At 69.0% G+C, this 21,129-nt stretch carries 21 protein-coding genes, 2 tRNA genes and 3 pseudogenes; 11 read left to right on the top strand and 15 right to left on the bottom strand.

Annotated features, from left to right (window positions below; genetic code table 11):
- Nucleotides 1–61: 61 nt before the first annotated feature.
- On the top strand, nucleotides 62–1,405 hold the full coding sequence (lysA, locus tag BTZ20_RS17005) for a diaminopimelate decarboxylase (RefSeq protein ID WP_077042180.1): 1,344 nt from the start codon (nucleotides 62–64) through the stop codon (nucleotides 1,403–1,405).
- Here the strand turns inward: lysA and BTZ20_RS17010 are convergent.
- Together BTZ20_RS17010 and sigJ are read right to left on the bottom strand one after the other, a co-directional pair.
- Nucleotides 1,402–2,592, bottom strand: a complete 1,191-nt coding sequence (locus tag BTZ20_RS17010) for an NAD(P)/FAD-dependent oxidoreductase (RefSeq protein ID WP_077042181.1) — start codon at nucleotides 2,590–2,592, stop codon at nucleotides 1,402–1,404. The genes lysA and BTZ20_RS17010 overlap by 4 nt on opposite strands.
- Nucleotides 2,593–2,672: 80 nt before the next feature.
- Nucleotides 2,673–3,614, bottom strand: a complete 942-nt coding sequence (sigJ, locus tag BTZ20_RS17015; RefSeq protein WP_077043781.1) for an RNA polymerase sigma factor SigJ — start codon at nucleotides 3,612–3,614, stop codon at nucleotides 2,673–2,675.
- A 139-nt stretch (nucleotides 3,615–3,753) separates the two neighbouring features.
- On the opposite strand from sigJ, the gene BTZ20_RS28255 reads away from it, so the two are divergent.
- Nucleotides 3,754–4,296 (top strand): AMP-binding protein, encoded by a 543-nt coding sequence (locus BTZ20_RS28255; RefSeq protein WP_223263377.1) that lies wholly within the window; start codon nucleotides 3,754–3,756, stop codon nucleotides 4,294–4,296.
- The gene (locus BTZ20_RS17020) at nucleotides 4,260–5,414 is read left to right on the top strand and encodes an AMP-binding protein (RefSeq protein WP_223263378.1); all 1,155 of its coding nucleotides are present in this window, start codon (nucleotides 4,260–4,262) and stop codon (nucleotides 5,412–5,414) included. Before BTZ20_RS28255 ends, BTZ20_RS17020 begins: the two co-directional genes overlap by 37 nt.
- 62 nt (nucleotides 5,415–5,476) lie before the next feature.
- Here BTZ20_RS17020 and BTZ20_RS17025 read toward each other — a convergent pair.
- A pseudogene (locus BTZ20_RS17025) lies at nucleotides 5,477–7,323 on the bottom strand (helicase HerA-like domain-containing protein).
- Nucleotides 7,324–7,439: 116 nt separating this feature from the next.
- Here BTZ20_RS17025 and orn point away from each other — a divergent pair.
- Both orn and BTZ20_RS17035 read left to right on the top strand, forming a co-directional pair.
- The gene (orn, locus tag BTZ20_RS17030) at nucleotides 7,440–8,039 is read left to right on the top strand and encodes an oligoribonuclease (protein WP_077043782.1); all 600 of its coding nucleotides are present in this window, start codon (nucleotides 7,440–7,442) and stop codon (nucleotides 8,037–8,039) included.
- 88 nt (nucleotides 8,040–8,127) lie between these two features.
- A tRNA-His gene (locus BTZ20_RS17035) sits at nucleotides 8,128–8,200 on the top strand.
- A gap of 89 nt (nucleotides 8,201–8,289) precedes the next feature.
- Here the strand turns inward: BTZ20_RS17035 and BTZ20_RS17040 are convergent.
- Nucleotides 8,290–8,871, bottom strand: a complete 582-nt coding sequence (locus BTZ20_RS17040; RefSeq protein ID WP_077042182.1) for a CGNR zinc finger domain-containing protein — start codon at nucleotides 8,869–8,871, stop codon at nucleotides 8,290–8,292.
- A gap of 83 nt (nucleotides 8,872–8,954) precedes the next feature.
- On the opposite strand from BTZ20_RS17040, the gene BTZ20_RS17045 reads away from it, so the two are divergent.
- Entirely contained in the window at nucleotides 8,955–9,833 is an 879-nt protein-coding gene (locus tag BTZ20_RS17045) for an NAD(P)-dependent oxidoreductase (RefSeq protein WP_077042183.1), read from the top strand.
- An 85-nt stretch (nucleotides 9,834–9,918) separates the two neighbouring features.
- Here BTZ20_RS17045 and BTZ20_RS17050 read toward each other — a convergent pair whose 3' ends face one another.
- Complete coding sequence (locus BTZ20_RS17050) at nucleotides 9,919–11,064, bottom strand: L,D-transpeptidase (RefSeq protein ID WP_411269157.1); 1,146 nt, start codon at nucleotides 11,062–11,064, stop codon at nucleotides 9,919–9,921.
- 365 nt (nucleotides 11,065–11,429) lie between these two features.
- Here BTZ20_RS17050 and BTZ20_RS17055 point away from each other — a divergent pair.
- A tRNA-Lys gene (locus tag BTZ20_RS17055) sits at nucleotides 11,430–11,502 on the top strand.
- 108 nt (nucleotides 11,503–11,610) lie between these two features.
- Here BTZ20_RS17055 and BTZ20_RS17060 read toward each other — a convergent pair.
- Nucleotides 11,611–12,095, bottom strand: a pseudogene (locus tag BTZ20_RS17060) (hypothetical protein).
- A gap of 8 nt (nucleotides 12,096–12,103) precedes the next feature.
- Entirely contained in the window at nucleotides 12,104–12,325 is a 222-nt protein-coding gene (locus BTZ20_RS17065) for a DUF3618 domain-containing protein (protein ID WP_077042185.1), read from the bottom strand.
- A gap of 126 nt (nucleotides 12,326–12,451) precedes the next feature.
- Here BTZ20_RS17065 and bcp point away from each other — a divergent pair, with 126 nt between their 5' ends.
- Complete coding sequence (gene bcp / locus BTZ20_RS17070) at nucleotides 12,452–12,925, top strand: thioredoxin-dependent thiol peroxidase (RefSeq protein WP_077042186.1); 474 nt, start codon at nucleotides 12,452–12,454, stop codon at nucleotides 12,923–12,925.
- Nucleotides 12,926–12,940: 15 nt separating this feature from the next.
- Here bcp and BTZ20_RS17075 read toward each other — a convergent pair.
- The 5 genes and pseudogenes from BTZ20_RS17075 to BTZ20_RS29505 form a co-directional block, all read right to left on the bottom strand.
- Nucleotides 12,941–14,286 (bottom strand): annotated as a pseudogene (locus tag BTZ20_RS17075) (dipeptidase).
- A 33-nt stretch (nucleotides 14,287–14,319) separates the two neighbouring features.
- The gene (locus BTZ20_RS17080) at nucleotides 14,320–14,796 is read right to left on the bottom strand and encodes a hypothetical protein (protein ID WP_077042187.1); all 477 of its coding nucleotides are present in this window, start codon (nucleotides 14,794–14,796) and stop codon (nucleotides 14,320–14,322) included.
- Nucleotides 14,796–16,265, bottom strand: coding sequence for an APC family permease (locus tag BTZ20_RS17085; RefSeq protein WP_077042188.1), 1,470 nt, complete (start codon nucleotides 16,263–16,265; stop codon nucleotides 14,796–14,798). The genes BTZ20_RS17080 and BTZ20_RS17085 overlap by 1 nt, the downstream gene beginning before the upstream one ends.
- A 171-nt stretch (nucleotides 16,266–16,436) precedes the next feature.
- The gene (locus BTZ20_RS29500) at nucleotides 16,437–16,787 is read right to left on the bottom strand and encodes a TetR/AcrR family transcriptional regulator C-terminal domain-containing protein (RefSeq protein ID WP_317616048.1); all 351 of its coding nucleotides are present in this window, start codon (nucleotides 16,785–16,787) and stop codon (nucleotides 16,437–16,439) included.
- The gene (locus tag BTZ20_RS29505) at nucleotides 16,691–17,242 is read right to left on the bottom strand and encodes a TetR/AcrR family transcriptional regulator (RefSeq protein ID WP_317616049.1); all 552 of its coding nucleotides are present in this window, start codon (nucleotides 17,240–17,242) and stop codon (nucleotides 16,691–16,693) included. The genes BTZ20_RS29500 and BTZ20_RS29505 overlap by 97 nt, the downstream gene beginning before the upstream one ends.
- A 66-nt stretch (nucleotides 17,243–17,308) precedes the next feature.
- Here BTZ20_RS29505 and BTZ20_RS17095 point away from each other — a divergent pair, with 66 nt between their 5' ends.
- From BTZ20_RS17095 to BTZ20_RS17105, 3 genes are all read left to right on the top strand, one after another.
- Nucleotides 17,309–18,280 carry an ATP-binding cassette domain-containing protein gene (locus tag BTZ20_RS17095; RefSeq protein WP_077042189.1) on the top strand — a complete coding sequence of 324 codons (972 nt, stop codon included), beginning with the start codon at nucleotides 17,309–17,311 and terminating at the stop codon, nucleotides 18,278–18,280.
- Nucleotides 18,277–19,056 carry an ABC transporter permease gene (locus tag BTZ20_RS17100; RefSeq protein ID WP_077042190.1) on the top strand — a complete coding sequence of 260 codons (780 nt, stop codon included), beginning with the start codon at nucleotides 18,277–18,279 and terminating at the stop codon, nucleotides 19,054–19,056. Before BTZ20_RS17095 ends, BTZ20_RS17100 begins: the two co-directional genes overlap by 4 nt.
- Before the next feature lie 93 nt (nucleotides 19,057–19,149).
- The gene (locus tag BTZ20_RS17105; protein WP_245220990.1) at nucleotides 19,150–19,839 is read left to right on the top strand and encodes a TetR/AcrR family transcriptional regulator; all 690 of its coding nucleotides are present in this window, start codon (nucleotides 19,150–19,152) and stop codon (nucleotides 19,837–19,839) included.
- A gap of 8 nt (nucleotides 19,840–19,847) precedes the next feature.
- Here BTZ20_RS17105 and BTZ20_RS28260 read toward each other — a convergent pair whose 3' ends face one another.
- Genes BTZ20_RS28260 through BTZ20_RS17115 form a run of 3 tightly spaced genes read right to left on the bottom strand, consistent with a single transcriptional unit; the run spans nucleotide 19,848 to nucleotide 21,093 of the window.
- A complete protein-coding gene (locus BTZ20_RS28260) occupies nucleotides 19,848–20,123 on the bottom strand; it encodes a TipAS antibiotic-recognition domain-containing protein (protein WP_223263817.1) in 276 nt (91 codons plus the stop codon).
- Entirely contained in the window at nucleotides 20,039–20,611 is a 573-nt protein-coding gene (locus tag BTZ20_RS17110) for a MerR family transcriptional regulator (RefSeq protein WP_223263380.1), read from the bottom strand. Before BTZ20_RS17110 ends, BTZ20_RS28260 begins: the two co-directional genes overlap by 85 nt.
- A gap of 2 nt (nucleotides 20,612–20,613) precedes the next feature.
- Nucleotides 20,614–21,093: a DUF6194 family protein gene (locus tag BTZ20_RS17115; RefSeq protein ID WP_223263381.1), complete on the bottom strand. Its 480-nt coding sequence runs from the start codon at nucleotides 21,091–21,093 to the stop codon at nucleotides 20,614–20,616.
- Nucleotides 21,094–21,129 lie beyond the last annotated feature (36 nt).

Here is a 21,129-nt window from a genome sequence, read left to right on the forward strand (position 1 = left end):
GTGTCCACGCGCCCGAAGGCGAGTACTCCGGAGGGTGAACCATCACCCCTAGGAGAACCCGGTGACCCTTCTCGACATCTTCCCGTCACTCCGCTCGGCCATGTCCCCGCGGCTCGATCCCGCGGTGTGGCCGATCAACACCCACCACGACGAGCACGGCCGGATCACCGTCGGCGGCGTCGCATTGTCGGATATCGCCGACCAGTACGGAACGCCGAGCTACGTGATCGACGAGCTGGACGTCCGGCACCGCTGTCGCACCTACCGCGAGATCTTCCCTGAGGCCGAGATCGCGTACGCCGGAAAGGCGCTGATGACCCGGGCGCTCGCCTCCTGGGTGAGCCAGGAGGGGCTGGCCCTGGACGTGTGCTCGGCCGGGGAACTTGCCATCGCCCTGTCGGCGGGCGTCGACGCGCGCCGAATCATCATGCACGGCAACGCCAAGACCCCCGCAGAACTCACCGCCGCCCTCGATGCGGGCGTCGGCCGCATCGTCATCGACTCGCACACCGAGATCGTGGTCCTCGGCTCGACGCTCGACCACAAGCAGGACGTCCTGGTCCGGGTCACCCCGGACATCGACGTGCACGGACACCGCGCGGTCCGAACCGGCGTGGCGGACCAGAAGTTCGGGTTCCCCATCGAACACGGTCAGGCGGACGCCGCGATCAAGCGCGTACTCGACCAGCCACACCTGAACCTGATCGGCCTGCACTGCCACCTGGGGTCGCAGATCACCGATCCCGAGCACTTCGGCGCCGCGGTGCACCGGATGATCGCCCAGATGACTCAGGTGTACCACGATCACGGACTGATCCTGACCGAGCTCAATCTCGGTGGTGGCCATGCGGTCTCGTACGGATTCGATGACATGCCCCTGGACCTCACCCAGCTCGCCTCGACCATCGAGGACGCGCTCGACGAGGCATGCGCGCGGCACCGGTTCCCGCGGCCGCGGATCACCCTCGAACCGGGCCGTGCCATCGTCGCCAGGTCGGGCGTGACGGTGTACCGGGTCGTGTCCGTCAAGCACATCGAGGGCGGGCGTACCTTCGTCTGCGTCGACGGCGGCATGAGCGATAACCCCCGCGTCTGCCTCTACGCGGCCAGGTACAGCGTCGCCCTCGCCAACCGCCATCCGGTGGGCGCCCAGGTTCCGGTCACGGTCGCGGGACGGCACTGTGAATCCGGTGACGAGCTGGCGGTCGACGTGCACCTGACGGCCGACGTGCGCCCCGGCGATGTACTGGCGATCCCCGGGACCGGCGCCTACCACCACGGGCTCGCGTCCAACTACAACTCGGTGGCCAGGCCGCCGATCATCGCGGTGTGCAACGGCTCAGCCCGCGAACTGATCCGTCGCGAGACGATCGACGACCTGCTCCGGAGGGAATCCTCGCTCTAGCCGCGTCGCGGGGTGACGAGGCCGGATTCCACTACGCCGGTTGCCGCAACGTGTCGGCGGCGGCTCGGCAGCAGCAGGGTCGGGTGGCCGATACTCCAGGCCGCGCCCGAACAGACGAACTCCTTGACGCGTGCGGCCGCCCTGCCCGTGATAGCGGTGGACTTGGCCTGATCATCGGGAGTCACGAACTGGATGATTCCATCGCGGCGCCCCAGGCTGATGCACTGGAAGTTGTAGCCGATCGTGGTCTCGGGGACCTCGCGACCGGTCAAACGTGCGGCGAGGGCATCGGCGGCCTGCCACGCCATCGGTCCGCCCGAGGCGCAGGACATCCGCAGTGGTTTGCCGCCCGCGCCGTCGGCGAGCGCGGCGTCGCCGACGGCGTAGACATCGGGGTGCGAGACCGAGCGCATGGTGGCGTCGACCACGATCTGTCCGGTGTCGGACACCTCGAGTGCGGTTGCGGCCGCGAGCGGGTGCGCGGCGAAGCCCGCCGTCCACACGGTCAGCTCGGCCGGGATCTCCCTTGCGGCACCGTCGATCACGGCGCCGGCGGCGACACGCGTGATGTCGATGTGGTCGTGGACGGTGATGCCGAGCCGGTCGAAGGCGCCGCGCAGATGACGCTGGGCCTTCTCACTCAGCCAGTCGCCGACGACTCCGCGGGCGGCGATCGAGACCGCGAGATCCGGCCGGGTCTCGGCGATCTCGGTGGCGGCCTCGATGGCGGTCAGGCCGCCGCCGACGACCACAACCGTTGCGCCCGGTACCAATTCGCTCAGCCGCGCCCGCAGCCGCAACGCGGCCTGCTTTCCTGCGACGCCGTGGGCGTACTCGGCGACACCGGGGATGCCGTGGTCGGCGCCGGTGCTTCCGAGTGCGTAGACGAGGCTGTCGTAGCCGAGGGACTCGCCACCCTCGAGGTCGACGGTCTTACGGTCGACGTCGACTCCGGTGACCAGCGCGGTCACGACCCGCACGCCGGTGCCGGCGAAGTACTCACGCAACGGGCGGGGGCGCAGATCCTGACCGGCCGCGAGCTGGTGCATGCGCACCCGTTCGACGAAGTCGGGGTCGGCGTTGACGAGGGTGATCAGGACGTCGTCGCGGTGCAGTCGCTTGGCGAGGCGACCGGCGGCGGTGGCTCCGGCGTACCCGGCTCCGAGGACGACAATGCGGTGCTTCATGGCTCGCTCCTATCGGTGTGGACTCACCTCCTGAACCGGATAGGCGCGCGATCCCTGACACGAACCGTGTGTGATGTGGGTCACCACGTGACGGCGAGGGGGCTGTGCAGGCCCTCCGCCTCCCACTGGTGCGCGATGCGGCCCAGCTTCTCGGGGTTGACCTGGATGTGGACCGCCGCGATGCCGTCAGGGGTCACGTCGAGGGCGAAGACGGCGAAGACCCGGTCACCAACCTGCGCCAGCACGCCGGGGCCGCCGTTGACCACGCAGGCGTAGAACACCGGATCGCCACCGACATAGCGGCGCTTGGCATCGGTCAGACGGAACGCGTGGGCCAGGTAGCGCGCGATCTCGTGCGCACCGAGCACCGGCGTCTTGCGGGCCGGGATCCGGCCACCGCCATCGGCAACGCCGACCGCATCGTCGGCGAGCAGCCGGATCAGCGGGTCGGTGTCGCCGCTGAGGACCGCGGCGAGGAATTCCTCGACGATCCGCCGCGCGGCGGCCTCGTCGACCGTGGCGCGGGAACGCCCGGTGACATGCTGCTTGGCCCGCCGGTAGATCTGCTGACAGTTCGACTCGCTGAGGTCGAGGATCTCGGCGATCTCGCGATGGGAGTGGCCGAACGCCTCGCGAAGCACGTAGACCACGCGCTCGTTGGGCGAGAGCCGCTCCATGAGCAGGAGCATCGCGAGGGAGACCGACTCGCGCTGCTCGGCGGTGTCGGCCGGACCGAGCATCCGGTCTCCGGCCAGCACCGGCTCCGGGAGCCACTGTCCCACATAGGTTTCCCGCCGGGCCCTGGCCGAGGTGAGCTGATTGAGGCAGAGATTGGTGAGCACCTTCGTCAGCCACGCCTCGGGCGTCTCGATCCGGTCCCGGTCCGCCGCGTGCCAGCGCAGGTACACGTCCTGCACCGCGTCCTCGGCATCACCGGCCGACCCGAGCAGCCGGTAGGCGATCGCCTCCAGGCGACCCCGGGAGGCCTCGAACAGATCGGCCTCATCGGCACTGAGTGTCATCGCCCCATGGTCGGCCATGCGCGCGGGCGGTGTCCACCCGCAGCCACCGACACGAGCTGTCGGGTACCCATTGGCACGATCCTTACCGCCGAGTAAGTTACCGGGGGGCTGTGGCCGTCGCCGCAGCGGAATACCCCGCGTGAGTGAGGACACCGCCGAGATGCCGAGCGTTACCGGAGCAACCGACCTACTCAAGGGACTCGTCCCCGTCACCAAGGCGGGCATCGTCGGTCCGATGGGCCCGAGCAGGCTCGCCGGCGTCGTTTCCGCCTGGTACCAGTGGGACTTCACCGCGGGCGGCCTGCTCGCGGTGGCCGCGCGCCGCGACGGCGACCGGATCGCCGTCATCGACGACCGCGGGCCGATCAGCTACCGGCAGCTCAACTCGGACGCCCACGCGCTCGCCGCCGCGCTGCACGGGCGTGGGCTGCGCGAACGCGGGCGGATCGGCATCCTGGCCCGCAACCACCGCGGTTTCCTGATCGCGATGGGCGCGTCCGCACGACTCGGCACCGACCTGGTGCTGCTGAACACCGGGGCCTCGACCACCCAGCTCGCAGAGGTGCTGGCGGAACAGAAGATCGACTGGCTGCTGGTCGATTCCGAGTTCACCCCGCTGCTGACGGACACGGCCCCCGGGTCGCGGTGTTCGCCGACGCGGAGCCCGCGGAGCGTCCAGTAAGCGCCGACGCGGAGCGGGTGGGCTTCGAGGACCTGCTCGCGGACGGGCGGCGGAGCACCGCACCGCTGGCGCGCCGCCCGAGGCGCGGCCGGATCGTCGTCCTCACCTCCGGCACGACCGGCACCCCCAAGGGTGCGAACCGGCCGGAACCGCGCAGCTGGATGCCCGCGTCCGCCCTGCTCTCGCGGCTGCCCCTGCGTAGCGCGGAGACCACCGTCGTCGCCTCGCCGATCTTCCACACCTGGGGCCTGGCCGCCGCGCAGGTCGGCCTGGCCCTGCGCTCGACCATGGTGCTCGCCCGCCGATTCGACCCGGCCGCCACCGTCGCCCAGATCGCCGAGCACCGGGCCACCGCGCTGTGGGTGGTGCCGACGATGTTGCAGCGGATCACGGATCTGCCCGCCGGCGATCGGGACGTCGATCTCTCCACGCTGCGGGTGATCGCGGCCAGCGGCTCGGCGATCCCGACCGGGGTGGTGCACAAGACCTTCGAGGTGTTCGGGTCCGTGCTGTACAACTTCTACGGCTCCACTGAGGTGAGTTGGGCGTCGATCGCGCAGCCGCACGAGCTGCGTGAGCACCCCACCACCGCCGGCCGTCCCCCGCTCGGGACCGTCGTGCGGATCCTCGACGATCGCGGCCACGAGGTGCCGCACGGCACCGTCGGCCGTGTCTTCGTCGGCAACGGAATGCTGTTCGAGGGCTACACCCGCAGCGGGAGCGAGAAAGAGATCAGCGGCGGGCTGATGTCCACCGGTGACCTGGGGCACTTCGACCCGTCCGGCCTGCTGTTCCTCGACGGACGCAGCGACGACATGATCGTCTCCGGCGGCGAGAACGTCTATCCGCGCGAGGTCGAGAACCTGCTCAGCGAGCTGCCCGGGGTGCTGGAGAACGCCGTCGTCGGCATCGACGATCCGGAGTTCGGCGCGCGGCTGGCCGCCTACGTGGTGCGCACCGACGACCCCGAAGGCGCGGGCCTGACGGAGGACGGGATCAAGTCGCACGTGAAGGCGCACCTTGCCCGGCACTGTGTCCCGCGCGAGGTCGCATTCCTCGACGAACTCCCCCGCAACCCGGCGGGCAAGGTGGTTCCCCGCCTGCTCCCGAAGCCCTAGGCGGCTGCGCCGCCTGTGCGCGGTTGACGAGTCCATGGACTCGTCAACCGCGCACAGGTGCGTCAGCGCTTGCGACGGCGGCCGGTGCCGAAGATCGAGCGCGAGATCTCGCGTCCGGCGACGGTCGCCGCCGACCGCAGGAAGCTCTTGACCGCGCTGTTCTCCATGATCCGTTCCACGGCGCTCGGCTCGTCCGGCGGCGGGGCGGCAGGTCCGGCAGATCCGGCAGGGCGGGCGGCAGGTCGATGCCGTCCGCGTTCGGCGCGCCGGACACGCTGGCCGTCAGCTTCTCGTAGGCCGATTCCCTGTCGATGGTCTGGCCGTACTTCGCGTGCAGCGGACTCGCCGCGGCCGCCGCCCTGATCGCCGGCTCACCGATGGTGTCCATCAGCGACCGCGGCGGCGGGATCTTGGCCCATGCCACCGGCGTCGGCGCGCCCTTCTCGGACAGCACCGTCACCACGGCCTCACCGATGCCGAGCGAGGTCAGCGCCTTCTCCAGGTCGTAGTGCTCCGTCTTCGGGTAGGTGCGAACCGTCTTGTTCAGCGCCTTCTGATCGTCCGGGGTGAACGCGCGCAGGGCGTGCTGGATCCGCGCACCGAGCTGCGAGAGCACGTTGTTGGGAACGTCCGTGGGCAGCTGGGTGCAGAAGAACACACCGACGCCCTTCGAGCGGATCAGCTTGACGGTCTGCTCCACCTGCTGCAGGAACGCCTTCGACGCGTCCGTGAACAGCAGGTGCGCCTCGTCGAAGATGAACACGAGCTTGGGCTTGTCCACATCGCCGACCTCGGGCAGCGTCTGGAACAGGTCGGCGAGCACCCACATCAGGAAGGTGGAGAACATCACCGGGCGGGCCGCCTGCGCGCCCAGCTCGAAGAGCGTGATGATGCCCTTGCCGTCCGGCCCGACCCGCAGCAGATCCTCGGTCTCGAGCTCCGGCTCGCCGAAGAAGGTGTCACCGCCGTCGGCCTCCAGGTTGACCAGCGCGCGCAGGATCACGCCCGCGGTGGCCGAGGAGACCCCACCGATGCCCTTGAGGTCGGCCTTGCCCTCGTCGGAGGTCAGGTGCGCGATCACCGAGCGCAGGTCCTTGAGGTCGAGCAGCGCGAGGCCCTGGGTGTCCGCCCAGTGGAAGATCAACCCGAGCGTCGACTCCTGGGTTTCGTTGAGCCCCAACACCTTGCTCAGCAGGATCGGCCCGAAGCTGGTGATACTCGCGCGCACCGGGATACCGATACCCTCGGTGCCGAGCGAGAGGAACTCGACAGGGAACCCCGTCGGCACCCAGTCCGTGATGCCGGTCGAGACGGCCCGCGCGACCATCTTCTCGCTCGACTCGCCTGGCGCGGAGAGCCCGGACACGTCGCCCTTGACGTCGGCCATCACCACTGGCACGCCCGCTGCCGAGAGCTGCTCACAGATGCCCTGCAACGTCTTCGTCTTGCCGGTACCGGTCGCGCCCGCGACCAGTCCGTGCCTGTTGATCGTGGCGAGCGGGATCCGGACGCGCGCAGCGGGATCCACGACACCGTCGACGATCACCGTGCCCAGCTCCAGCGCCGCGCCCTCGAACGCGTAGCCCGCGGCGATCTCCTGCGCGGCCGGGCTCGGTGCCGCGGCGGTCTCGACCGGGGCGGGGGCGGCCTCGGCGGGAGCCGCTGCGGCGGGCGCGGCTTCGGCCGCAGGAGGTGCGTCGACCGGCGCCGGCTTGGCCGGGGTCTTCGCCGCCTGGACCCGCGCGGCCTCGGCCGCCGCCTGCTCGGCGGCCTGCGCCGCCGCCAGCGCCTCGGCCGCCACGCGGGCGGCCTCCTCGGCAGCGGCCTTGGCCGCCTTGGCCTTCTCCTCGAGCGATACCGAGTCCACCTGTGGAGCGGATTCACCGGATGAGGTTGGATCCACCGTCATTCATGCCCTCCTCGGAGCGACAACGTCGTCGAATGTGTCCGCCGCCGCCCAGCCGACCGGGCTCCGAAGCGACCAGTTGACCTTAACCCGGCCATGGGCTGACTACTGTGTTCCTGGTGCAGGACAAACTTGTGTGGATCGATTGCGAAATGACCGGACTGCGGCTCGGCACGGACAAGCTGATCGAGGTGGCCGCGCTGGTCACCGACAGCGATCTGAATGTGCTCGGAGAAGGCGTTGACATCGTCATCCACGCCGACGACGCCGCGCTGGCCGACATGCCCGACGTCGTCAAGGAGATGCACGAGCGCTCCGGACTGACCGAGGAGGTGCGCCGGTCGACGGTGACGCTCGAGGAGGCCGAGCAGCAGGTGCTCGCCTACATCCGCGAGCACATCCCCGCCGCGGGCACCGCCCCCCTTGCCGGCAACTCGATCGCCACCGACCGCGGATTCCTCGCCAGGGACATGCCCGCGCTCGACGAGTACCTGCACTACCGGATGATCGACGTGAGCTCGATCAAGGAGCTGTGCCGGCGCTGGTATCCCCGGATCTACTTCGGTCAGCCGGAGAAGGGGCTCGCGCACCGTGCTCTGGCGGACATCCAGGAATCCATCCGCGAACTCAAGTACTACCGACGGACCGCATTCGTCGCGGATCCCGGCCCCACCACCGACGACATCGCCGCGGTCGTCGAGGATCTGGTCGCCGAATAGATATCGATTGGCATTCCGGCGACGAGTCAGGCTAATATCGTGCACGCCGATACGGAGCAGCCCGCAAGGGTGAAACCTGACGGCAATGGTGACTGTAGTTCAGTTGGTAGAGCACCAGGTTGTGATCCTGGCTGTCGCGGGTTCGAGTCCCGTCAGTCACCCGAAGAGAACGCCCCCCGACTCCGGTCGGGGGGCGTTCTCCGTTTCCCGAGACTCGGCGAATTGTCGCCAGGGGCCGCGCCTGCCGCGCTCACGCGCGGTTTTTGAGCGCGGCCTTCTTGGACTTGTTGCCACAGGTGTTCATCGAGCACCACCGACGATTGCGGCCGCGGCTGGTGTCCACGAAGAGGCCGCGACAGTCCTGGTTGCGGCACGCCGTCACGCGGGGTCGCACCGGCCCACCGAGCACGTCGATCGCGGACCGCGCAACGATGCCGAGCCCATCGCGCACGGGGCGCCGAGAATCGGTGGACCACATGACCTTCCCCTGTTCGTCGAGCATCGGAAAGGCCCGGGTGTCGCGGGCCAGTGCGTTGATGGTCTCGCGGTCGTCCGGATCGGGCTCGCTCCCCTCGGCAACCGCAGTGCCGACCCGGTGGATCGCTTCGCGAAGGTCGCGCGCCGTCGCGAGATCGGCTGGCGCCGCGACTGCGCCGAGAAGCCGCAAGCCGGTCGCGTCGAGCCAGGCGGTGAGGCACGCCGCGTCGACGAGGCGTTCCCTTCGGGCGCCGTGCCGATCGGTGAGGGTCGCGGTGAAGCGGAACGGCAGGTACTCGTTGTCCAGCCGGAACGGCGGGGCGTCTGCGGCCTGTGCGGATTCCCGTGCACTCATAGAACCATCTTAGATGGTTCCCGTTCGGTCGCCTCGTGGCATAGTTGAACCGTCTTGAACGGTTCACATGGAAGGTTGTCGAGATGAGCGGTGTCGCCGTGGTCGGGTTGGGGTCGATGGGTGCCGCAGTCGCCCGTAACCTGCTGAGGACGGGCCACGAGGTGGTCGTGTGGAACCGCAGCCGCGCGCCCGTCGACGAGCTGGTTTCCGAGGGCGCACGCGCCGCGGCTGACGTCGCGGACGCGTTCGACACGGGCGTGGTGCTCTCACTACTGGCTGACGATGCGGCCGTTCGTGAGGTCTTCCTCGACAGCGGGGTGCTCGACACCACGACGGCCGGCGCAGTGCACGTGAACCTGTCGACGATCAGCCCGGCGCTGGCTCGCCTGGCGGCGCAGCGTCATGCCGAGCACGGCGTTGGCTACGTTTCCGCCCCGGTGTTCGGGCGAGTCGCGGTCGCCGAGGCGGGACAGCTGAACATCGTCACAGCCGGTGACGCGAATGTGGTCGCCCGCATCCAGCCGATCCTTGACGCGATCAGCGCGCGCACATGGCCGATCGGAGAGGACCCGGCGCAGGCAAATGTCGTGAAGATCGCGGGAAACCTGGTAATAGCGTCTGCGATTCAATCACTGTCGGAGTCGGTCAGCCTCGCCGAGCGTGCCGGGGTCGACGCCGCCCGCCTGGTCGAGGTGCTCACCTCGACCATCGTCCCGGGGCCGGTGTACACGAGCTACGGGGACCTCGTCGTCCGGCGCACCTACGAGCCGGCCGGATTCTCCACGGTTCTCGGCCGCAAGGATGTAGACCTGGCCCGCGCCGAGGCTTCCGCCCACGGCCTGACCTTGCCTGTCGGCGATCTGCTCTCGACACTCCTAGGCGACGCGATCGAGGCTGGACGTGGCCGCCAGGACTGGGCGAGCCTCGCCGAGATCCAGCGCCACCGCCAGACCGACTCCTGACCGCCCGTCGACGTGCGACCCCGTCGCCCGACGACGAGGGCCCCGCAACCCTTGTGGGTGCGGGGCCCTCGCCACGGTCGCGAGATCAGGCGTTGCCGGCCTTCCATGTCGCCCACGGGATGTTCCAGTCACCGAGTCCGTCGGTGCCGGACAGCGTGCCGCCGACGGTGTTCTTCACGATCGTCAGGTCGCCGCGCTTGGTGTTCTCGAACACCCACCGCGCGTTGGCCGGGCTCAGGTTCAGGCAGCCGTGGCTGACGTTGGCCGAGCCCTGGTCCCCCACCGACCACGGCGCGGAGTGGAAGAAGATGCCGCTGTACGACATTCGGGTCGCGTAGTCCACGGGGGTCTTGTAGCCCTGCGGGGAGTTCACCGGGACGCCGTACGTGGACGAGTCCATGATCAGGTGCTCGAAACGGTCACCGATGATGTACACGCCGTTGTCAGTTGGCGAGCTGTCCTTGCCCATCGACGTCGGCATCGTCATGACCACCTGGCCGTTGCGCTCGAACGTGACCTGCTTGGTGTTGTCGTCGGCATACGCGATCATCGAGTCGCCGATCCGGAACTCACGGTGCTCGTTCGCCTGACCGAACAGGGTGCCGCCGAGGTTGCGGCCGAAGACGTTGACATCCACCGTCACCGCGGTGCCAGGGGCCCAGTAGTTCTCGGGACGCCAGCGCACCTCGCGGTCGTTGACCCAGTAGAAGGCGCCAGGCACCGGCGGGTTGGTGACGACGGTGATGGCGTCCTGCGCGGCCTTGCGGTCGGGGATCGACTCGTCGAACTGCACCGCGACAGGCTGGCCGATCCCGACGACGTCCCCGTCCCCCGGCATCACGTATGGCTTGGTGAGGTTGCCGGGCGAGCTGGTGGTGAAGCTCGACACCGTCGTGCTCGCACCGCCCAACCCGAAAGCGTCGGCCTGCAGACGGTATTCGCCGTTGTACTTGAGCGGCTGCGTGTTCACCCAGGACTGACCGTCCGGGGCGATGGCGCCTGCCACCGGGTCGCCGGACGCGTCGAGCAGCGTCACCTTCGACAGCTTGCCGTCCGCGACCCGGACCGCGACGGGGTCGCCGGGCGAGTGCCCGACCGCGCCGTCCGCCACGACCGACGTCACCTTCGGCTTGATCAACTCGAACACCGGGTTCAGGTCGATGGCCGCCTGCGCGGGCGCCGCCTCGGCATCCTCACCGAACTGCACCGTGCACCCTGTCGCCACGAGCATCGCTGCCGCTGCGAGAGCCACCGCACTCAGCGTTCCCCGTATGGTCGCCACCCTGATCCCCACCCTCATGTCCTCGAAGCCACTAAACACACCATCCACAACCGGCCGCCACAGGGCGCACACCGGACGCGCAGAGCTGTGAACTGCCATGATGCCAGGCTCGGCGCCATGCCAGCCAACAGCGTCCCGGCCGACCCAATAACGTTCATATTCCAATCGCCGCCCAGGCCGCGCGCGTTACCCCGCACAGCGCCCTGACCAGCCCGTCGAGTGCCGAGGGGGGCTGATTTGCATTCGCTCGGATCGCTCGTCTAATGTTCTCCACGTCGCAGAGAGCGGGGCGCGAGTCCCGAGCGAGTGACAATGCGCCTATAGCTCAGTTGGTAGAGCAAGTGACTCTTAATCACTGGGTCCGGGGTTCGAGTCCCTGTGGGCGCACACGAGAAGGCCCCGACCGTCACGGTCGGGGCCTTCTTTGTCGTCGGACGGATCGACATCCTTGCGTGGAAGGGCCGCGCGGGGCTCGGTTCTCAGTTCGCCCGGTCCTCAGTTCGCGAAGTGCCGTCGCAGCTTTCGGTGCCGGTGCGCGAAGAACCGGCCGAGCACCCGCTCGAGCAGCCCGGGCAGCCAGGGGACGGCGGCGATCGGACCGCGCGGCTCGAAACGGACGCGGTCGTGCACGAGGGTTCGTCGTGCACCCTCGGCGGTCAGGGTCCGCTCGTGCTCCCATGTCCGCATCGAGGCCATCGTCGAACGCTCGAGGAACCGGTGGCCCGGCTCCAGTTCGGCGAGCATCAGGTCGTCATGGTCGAACGGGACGATGCCGAACAGGTACAGCCGGCATCGCCCGACCTTGCGGCCGACCTCGACGGTGTCCACCGTCAGCCCCGCGCGCCCCTGGGCATCGCCATCCGCAGCAGCGGCATCATCTCGTCGTTGATGCCATGAGGGGTGACGATCCGCGCCCAGACGGCCTCGCGCGGTGCCTCGACGACCGAGGTCCGCTCGAAGGTGCGGAATCGGGTGGACACCGCGTCGATCAGCGGAAGATCTTGCGCAGCACCAGTACCGCGACCAAGGCGCCCGCGCCGATCAGGGCGAACTTGACCGGCGGCTCGTTGATCTTGGCGACCAGGCCTGCCTTGGCGTTCTCGACCAGTCGCTTCGGGTTGGTGCGGACGCTCAGTTCGTCGAGCGTGCTGGCGAGCTGGTTGCGCGCCTGCTCGATGTCGCGCTCGATGCTCTCGGTGTCCCTGGGCACGTGGATCCCACTTTCTCTCATCGTCGACCTTGCTTGCCATGACCGTACCGGTGCGGTGCGCGTGGGCGCAGGGAGGAACCGCCGACGTCAGGTGGCACGACCGCGGCTGCCAGTAACCTGGTCGGCGTGACCGAGAACATCAGACTCGCCGCCGGGGACACCGCGCCCGGCTTCACCCTGCCCGACGCCGACGGCAAGGAGGTCTCGCTCGCCGACTACCGCGGACGCAAGGTGATCGTGTACTTCTACCCGGCGGCCAGCACCCCCGGCTGCACCAAGCAGGCCTGCGACTTCCGCGACAACCTGGCCGAGCTGAACGGCGCGGGCCTGGATGTCGTCGGGATCTCCCCCGACAAGCCCGCGAAGCTGGCCAAGTTCCGCGACAACGAGGAGCTCACCTTCCCGTTGCTGTCGGATCCGGAACGCGAGACGCTCAAGGCCTGGGGCGCGTTCGGCGAGAAGACCATGTACGGCAAGACCGTGCAGGGCGTGATCCGCTCCACCTTCCTGGTCGACGAGCAGGGCAAGGTCGAGGTGGCCCAGTACAACGTCCGGGCCACCGGTCACGTCGCCAAGCTGCGCCGCGACCTGTCCGTCTGATCCCGACCCAGTAGATCAGCGGGTAGCGGCGAACCGTCCGAGGAACAGCGCCTCCGCGACCGCGAGGTTCTCGATCTCGGACGGGTCGACGCTCTCGTTGGGGGCATGGATGAGGCAGCGCGGCTCCTCGACCCCGAGCATCACGATCTCCGCACCGGGGACCATGGTCGCGAAGACGTTGCAGAGCGGGATCGAGCCGCCCTGCCCCACCGTGCCGAGCGGCTTCCCGAAGGCCTCGGCCATGGCGTCGGCGAGGGCCGCATAGCCGGGCCCGTCCGTGCTGGCGCGGAACGGCGATCCGATCTGCTCCGGTTCGACCGTCACCCGCGCGCCCCACGGCGCGGCGGCCTCCAGGTGCGCGATCAGCGCATCCTGCGCCTTCTGCGGGTCCATCCCGGGCGGCACCCGCAGGTTCAGTCGCGCCGACGCCCTCGGCTGGATCGCGGCGGCCGATCCCACGACCGGCGGGCAGTCCATCCCGAGGATCGTCAGCGCGGGCCTGGCCCACACCGAATCCGCGACGGAACCCGAACCGGGCAGGCCGACCCCTCGAGCACCCCTGCGTCGGTGCGGAACTGCGCCTCGGCGTATTCGGCGCCGTCCCAGCGCTGCCCGGAATCCAGGCCCTCGACCACGGTGTTGCCGTCCTCGTCACGGAGCGTGGCCAGCATCTGCACCAGCGCGGCGAGGGCGTCGGGCGCAGGCCCGCCGAACATCCCGGAGTGCACCTCCCCCGCCATCGTCTCGACGTGCACGACGACATTCGCCATCCCACGCAGGGTGATCGTCGCCGTCGGCTCACCGACCTCTGCGTTGCCGGTGTCCACCACGAGGATCATGTCGGCCTCGAACAGTTCGGGGCGCTGCTGCACCAGTTCCTCGAGGCCACCGGTGCCCATCTCCTCGGAACCCTCGGCCACCACCCGGATGCCGACCGGGAAAGGTGTGCCGAGCGCGCGCAACGCGAGCAGGTGCATCACGATGTTGCCCTTGCAGTCCGCCGCGCCGCGCCCGTACCAGCGGCCGTCGCGTTCGGTGAGCTCGAACGGCGGGGTGTGCCACAGCTTCTCGTTGCCCGGCGGCTGAACGTCGTAGTGGCAGTAGAGGAGAACCGTCGGAGCGCCCTCGGGCCCCGGCTGGTGCCCGACGACGGCGTTCGAGCCGTCCGGGGTCTCGATCAGCTCGACATGGCCGATCCCGGCCGCGACGAACGCGTCCCGCACCCAGTTCGCCGCGTCCGTGCACCCCTGCGGCGGGAACTGACGGGGATCGGCCACCGACTTGAAGCCCACCAGCGTGGCGAGCTCCGTGCGCGCCGTGGGCATCAAGTCCCTTACCTTGGAGCGAATCTCGTCCGGCATTGCCACCTCCTGGAGAGTCACCGACGGCTGCCGCTAGCTGCCGTCGACAAGTTTCAGATCGTTCAGGGTTTCCTCGAACTCGGCCGACTGATCCGGGCAGTAGACCTCGATCACCAACCGCGCCCCCGCCACCGCGTCGTGGGTCGCGAGAATGGGTCGCTGGCCGGGCCCGGCTGCGCCGCTGACGAGTTGCTGATTGAGCAGACCGGTCTTGAGCGCGTTGCCCGGGTCGGTGCACGCGGCACCGCCGTCCGATCCGAGCACCCGCGCGGTCGCCTCGACGTCGAGGGTGCCCAGGCCCGCCGCCTCGAACCGCTGGGCGAGCTCGGTGGCCTTGGCGTCCGCCTCGTCGGTGCGTTTGTTCTCGTTGAAGGTGACCAGACCCCAGGCCGCCAGGCCGACGAACACCGCGAAGGCCGCCAGGTAGAGGATCCAGTGCGTGTTCTCCGGCCGCTTGTGCAGATCGTCGACGGCGGCCACGTCGAGCTCGCCCTTCTCCGGTGTGGTCATCACGCCTCCTTCGCCAGCGGGTCGGCCGAGACATCCTGTTTCCATGAGGGTTTGCGCAGGGCAAGGATCAGGAGCGGGACACCGATCCCGACGATCCCGAACCCGCCACCGACGATGAGGATGTAGACGAAGACGCTGCCGCCACCGAACTGAGAGGGCGGCACGAACCCGATGCAGAACGCCGCGAGGCTCGAGATGATGCCGACCCAGCAGAGCAGGAACAGCGCGGGTGCACGGTAGCCCCGCGGCTGGTCCGGCCGGTTCTTGCGCAGTCGCATCGCGGCAACGAACATCAGCAGGTACACCACGAGGTAGACCTGGGTGGTGATCACCGACAGGATCCAGTAGGCGCTGGAGACCTCCGGGATGAAGGCGTACAGCAGCGCGATGAGGGTGGTCACGACGCCCTGTGCGACCAGGATGTTCTGCTGGACCCCGTGCTTGTTCAACCGCTGCAGGATCGGTGGCAGGAACCCGTCCTGCCTGCCGATCATGAGCAGCCCCTTGGAGGGCCCGGCCAGCCAGGTCAGCATCCCGCCCAGCGATGCGGCGATCAGCATCAACGCCAGAATCGGTGTCGCCCAGCCGAATCCGAAGTGCGCGAAGAAGATGTCGAAGGCCTGCATCACGCCCGCGGTGAGCGAGAGCTTCTCGGCGGGCACCACCCAGCTGATCGCGATGGCGGGCAGGATGAAGATGGCGAGCACCAGGCCCATCGCGACGAACATCGCGCGCGGGAACTCCGTGGCCGGCTTGCGCAGGCTGGAGACGTGGACGGCGTTCATCTCCATCCCCGAGTACGACAGGAAGTTGTTGACGATGAGCACCAGGCTCGCGATCCCTGTCCACGCGGGGAGCAGCGCGCTGAACTCCATCGGCGCCGCGGATGGGTTGCCCTGCCCGAGGAACACCACGCCCATGACGATCAGCAGAACGCCCGGGATCAGGGTGCCGAGAACGAGTCCGGCGCTGGAGAGTCCGGCCACGGCCTTCATCCCTCTCGAGGAGACGAAGACCCCGGTCCAGAACAGGGTGACGATGATGATCGCGGTGTAGAGCCCGTTCGAGGCCAACGCCGGATTGATCACGTAGGCGAACGTGCTGGCCACGTAGGCCAACAGCGTCGGGTAGTAGAAGATCGTCATCGCGAACTGGCACCAGACGGCGAGGAAGCCCGCCTTGTCGGAGATGCCCTCGCCCACCCAGCGGTACACCCCGCCGGACCAGCCCGAGGCGAGCTCGGCCGCCACCAGTGAGGTCGGCAGCAGGAACACGATCGCCGGAACGATGTAGAGGAACACGCACGCGAGGCCGTATATCGCCATCGACGGCGCGGAGCGCAGGCTGGCGACCGAACTCGTGGTCATCATCGCCAGCGCGATCCAGGTGATGTACTGCTGCCTGGGTGCGACGGGGAGTCGCCTCGGCGTCGCGGCGCCGTCCGCCGGACCCTCTGTGTCAACGCTCATCGGTTCCCACCAATCGACGTCGGACCGGGTCACCGACGCGACCGCGGGCTTCCCCTTGCACTATTCCCCCGGTGCAACGGATCTGCAGCGGATCACGCGCTTCCAGGTCGCGAATTCACCCGGTTCGGATGAGGGGTGCGCGCCCGCGACGCCGGCTGAGCACCGACCTCCTCAGCGGTGTGCGTCGACCAGCTTCTCGATGCCGTCGAGCATCAGGCCGAGCGCGAAGGTGAAGTCCGCGTCCTCCCAGTCGACGTCGGGGTCGGCGTCGAAGGCGCCGTCCGCGAGCGCCCCGGTCAGGTGGGGGAACTCCGCCGGGGCGAGCAGGCGCGGCAGCAGCACCGGATAGTCCAGTGCGGCGGCGTACTCGGGCGACACCGTGGCGGAGGCAGCCGCGAAGTCCGCTGCGAAGCGCGCGCGCCCGATCACGTAGAGCGAGGTGTTGAGGACGATCTGGAAACGCAGCGGCTTCGGCAGCGGGGTGTCGGCCAGGCAGCCGAGTCCGGCCTCCAGCCACGCCATGTTGTTGGGTCCGGTCGGTGGCACTCCCCGAGGGACAGCTGCAGCCACCACGGGTGCCGCATCAGCGCCTCGTACTCGGAGGTCGCCCACTGCGCCAACGCCTCCCGCCACGGCGTACCCGGCTCGATGTGTGGCGCGGGCCCCACAACCCGGTCGCTGATCAGCTCGATCAGCTCGTCCTTGCTCTTGACGTACCGATAGAGCGACATGGTCGTGAAGCCCAGTTCCTTCGCCAGGCGGGCCATCGACAGCGATGCGGCACCCTCCGTGTCCGCGATCTCGATTGCGGTGTCGAGGATCCTCTCGATGCTCAGCCCGCGGCGCGGACCCCGACTGCCCGGTTCGGCCAGCCCCCAGGCCAGCTTGACGGCCCGTGGCAGATCCCCGGCCCCCGCGTTGTCCGCACCACTCGTATCCATTTCCGTACCGCTCCCGTCGTCACCTCTTGCGCTCATCGTAAAACTGTGTACCTTATAAACCGAAGTATATGACATACACAGTTTTGCGAAAGGGACGATCCCATGACCAGACCCGAATCCACCGGCGCGATCTCCGTCGCCGGGCTCACCAAGTCCTATGGCGACCACACCGTGCTCGACGGACTCGACCTGTTCGTGCCCGAGGGCGGGGTGTTCGCCCTGCTCGGCGCCAACGGCGCGGGCAAGACCACCACCGTCCGGATCCTGTCCACCCTGCTGCCCTTCGACTCCGGCACCGTCACCGTGGCCGGCCATGACCTGCCCCGATCGGCCCAGCAAGTGCGGCGCAGCATCAGCGTCACGGGTCAGTACGCGGCGGTCGACAAGCTGCTCACGGGCAGGGAGAACCTCGCGCTCATGGCCGAGCTCAATCACCTCGGCAGGCGGGAATCGCGGCGCCGCGCCGCCGAACTCCTGGACCGCTTTGCTCTCACGGACGTGGCGGACCGGCGGTCCGAGACCTACTCGGGCGGCATGCGACGGCGCCTCGACCTGGCGATGAGCCTGGTCGCGAACCCGAAGGTGGTGTTCCTCGACGAGCCGACGACCGGACTCGACCCGCGCAGTCGCCGCGACATGTGGATCGTCATCCGCGAGCTGGTCGCGAGCGGCGTGACCATCTTCCTCACCACCCAGTACCTCGACGAGGCCGACGAGCTCGCCGACCGGATCGCCGTCATCGACGGGGGCCGGATCGTGGCCGAGGGCACCGCCGACGAGCTCAAGCGGCTCGTCCACGGCGGCCACATGGAGCTGCAGTTCACCGATCCCGCCCAGCTGGACCGGGCCGCGGGCGCGTTGCCCGGGTCCGTCACGCGCCCCGAGACCCTCACCGTCGAGGTGCCAACCGACGGCAGCATCGCGTCCCTGCGGGCCCTGCTCGACCGCATCGACGACGACATCTCGGTCGAGAAGTTCGCCCTGCACACGCCCGACCTCGACGACGTCTTCTTCGCCCTCACCGGCTCGCCCCGCGACGCCGACGCCCCGACCACGAAAGCAGCAGCCCGATGAGCACCCAGACCTTGCCCCGTACCGCCGTCGCCGCCGACTCGCTGGCGATGCTGCGCCGCAGCCTCAAACACCTTCTGCGAAGCCCGGACTCGATGATCATGGCGGTCGCGCTGCCGATCATGCTGATGCTGCTGTTCGTGTACGTCTTCGGTGGCGCGATCGACACCGGCACCGCGTACATCAACTACGTGGTGCCCGGAATCATCCTGCTGTGCGCCGCCTTCGGCGCCTCGACGACGGCGGTCGGGGTCTCGTCCGACATGACCGAGGGCATCATCGACCGATTCCGGACGCTGCCCATCGCCCAGTCCTCGTTCCTGACCGGGCACGTGCTCGCCAGCGTGGTCCGCAACCTGCTCACCACCGCGATCGTCTTCGCGGTCGCCTTGCTGATGGGCTTCCGCCCGACCAGCGACCCGATGAAGTGGCTCGGCGTGATCGGGATGATCGCGGCCTTCGTCTTCGCCCTGTCGTACCTGTCGACGGCCCTCGGCCTGCTGGCGAAGAACCCGGAGGCGGCGGGCGGGTTCACCTTCGTCATCATGTTCCTGCCGTACGTCAGCAGCGCCTTCGTGCCTGCCGAGACGATGCCGACCTGGCTGCGGTGGTTCGCCGAGAACCAGCCGATCACCCCGATCATCGAGACGGTCCGCGGCCTGCTGATGGGCACCCCGATCGGCAACAGTGCCTGGCTCGCGGTGGCCTGGTGCGCGGCGATCGCGGCGATCGGGTTCGTCTGGGCCAACGTCCTGTACCGCAACCGCGTCACCCGGTAGCTCCTCGAGGTATCCGATACCCCGGGAAACACCCAGAACCCGGGGTTCATCGGATCCGGCTACAAAGACGGATAACCTGGACAGGTGGAGTCCATGACCAGCAGCCGAACCTCGCGCCGCGCGGACCCGGCCCTGGAGGCTGGTGCCGACCCAGCCGCGCTGGAGGAACTGCTCCCCCGCAAGCGGCCGACCCAGGAGCGCAGCAGACGAAAGTTCGACGCCCTGCTCGCCTCGTCGCGGGACCTGCTCACCGATGTCGGGTTCGAGTCGTTCACCTGCGAGGAGGTGGCGTCTCGGGCCGATGTCCCGATCGGCACGCTCTACCAGTTCTTCGCCAACAAGTACGTGATCGTGTGCGAACTGAACCGGCAGGACTTCACCTCGGTGCGCGATGAACTCGAGCAGTTCAACGGCGAGGTGCCCTCACTCGACTGGCTTCGGTTCCTGAACAACTTCGTCGATCACCTGGCGAAGCTGTGGACCTCGGACCCGTCGCGGCGCGAGGTGTGGCTGGCGATGCAGTCCACCCCGTCGACCAGGGCGACCGGAAAGATCCAGGAGCGCCAGCTCGCCGAGCAGATCTCCCGGATGCTCGCCCCGCTGACCCCGCGCACCGAACGCGACCGCCGCACGATGATGGCCGAGGTCCTCGTCCACGTCGTGTACTCGATGCTCAACTTCTCGGTCCAGGACGGGCAGAGCCACGCGGACGCCGTCGACGAGCTGAAACGGCTGATGGCCGCCTACCTGCTCGTCGCCGAGAAGGAATCGCGCTCCACCTGAGCGAATGGTCACGAACCGGCGCGGTCGGCGTTCGCCACGATCGCGTCGTGCACGTACCACGCGAACCCCGGTGCGATCTCGTCCCACTGCGCGACGGTCGCCGGGTCGGACACGTAGTGCGCGGCCACCTTTCGGTGCTGCCGATGGCTGCAGGGAAAGAACCAGCGCGCCAGGTGCGTCCGGTGATCCTCGGCGGCCCTCATCGCGACCTCGCCGTCGGCGGGCTCCCCCGCCGCCAGCGCCGCCGCGAAGGCAGCGATGTCGGCGTCGGCCTCCGCCTTGATCGCCGCCCAGTCCTCCTTCGTGTAGGCCGCCGCGTGGGCGTCGACCCCCACTGCTCCTCGACCTCCGCGAGCGCGGCGCCGAAGCGGTCGGTGTCGAAGATCTCGAGCTGCTCCGCGGCCGTCAGCGCGATGCCCGAGCCGTGCGCCCGCAGTTCGCGTTCGACGGCGTCGAGCAGGCCGTCGATGCGGGCCCGACGCTCGCGCAGCAGCCGGTGCTGCCGACGCAGGTGCGCGTCCGGGTGCACCGCTGGATCGGCCAGGATCTCCGCGATCTCGTCGAGGCCGAACTCGAGCTCGCGGTAGAAGAGGATCTGCCGCAGCCGCGCGACATCGGCATCCGTGTACCGCCGGTGGTTGGCGCTGCTGCGCGCGTGCGGCGTGAGCAGCCCGATGGCGTCGTAGTGGTGCAGGGTCCGCACCGAGACGCCGGACAGCCGCGCGAGGTCCCCGACCGTGTAGCCGTCGTCCATCACTCGATCATCGCCCATCGTCACCCGGTCCGGCGGCGGCGCGCGGCGCGCGCGTGGGCCCGGCCGAACAGGTCCCGCACCAGCGGGAGGTTCGCCCTCGTGGGACACACGATCGACACCCAGGACTGTGCGGCGTACGTCGGGTGCGGCAGCAGCCGGTCGCCGACGGTGAAGTCGATCCCGTGCGAGTGCTCGGCGTGCGCGGCCGGTGGGTAGCCGAGCAGCTCCTCGAACCCCGCCCGACCGACGCCGAAGTTCACGCGGAACGCACCGTCACGATCCAGCGCCGAGTAAGTGTCCCAGCCGGGCACGTCCCGGGTCACAATCGTCGCGAACGGGAACTTCCGGTCCGGGTCGACGTGGACGAACGAGTCACCCCAGGAGGCTTCGGGCGCCCCGCTCGCCTCGTCGGCGGTCACCACGACCACCCCCGGCAACCGCGTCGCCGCGTCGATCACGTCCTGCTCCGTCAACGCCTCGTCGTTCTCGTCTGTAGTCATGCCGCCACGCTAGGACCTCACGTTGCGTCAGGTGCA

Origin of the sequence: Rhodococcus sp. MTM3W5.2, assembly GCF_001984015.1 — a bacterium.
In the GTDB taxonomy this organism is placed as follows: domain Bacteria; phylum Actinomycetota; class Actinomycetes; order Mycobacteriales; family Mycobacteriaceae; genus Rhodococcus_G; species Rhodococcus_G oryzae.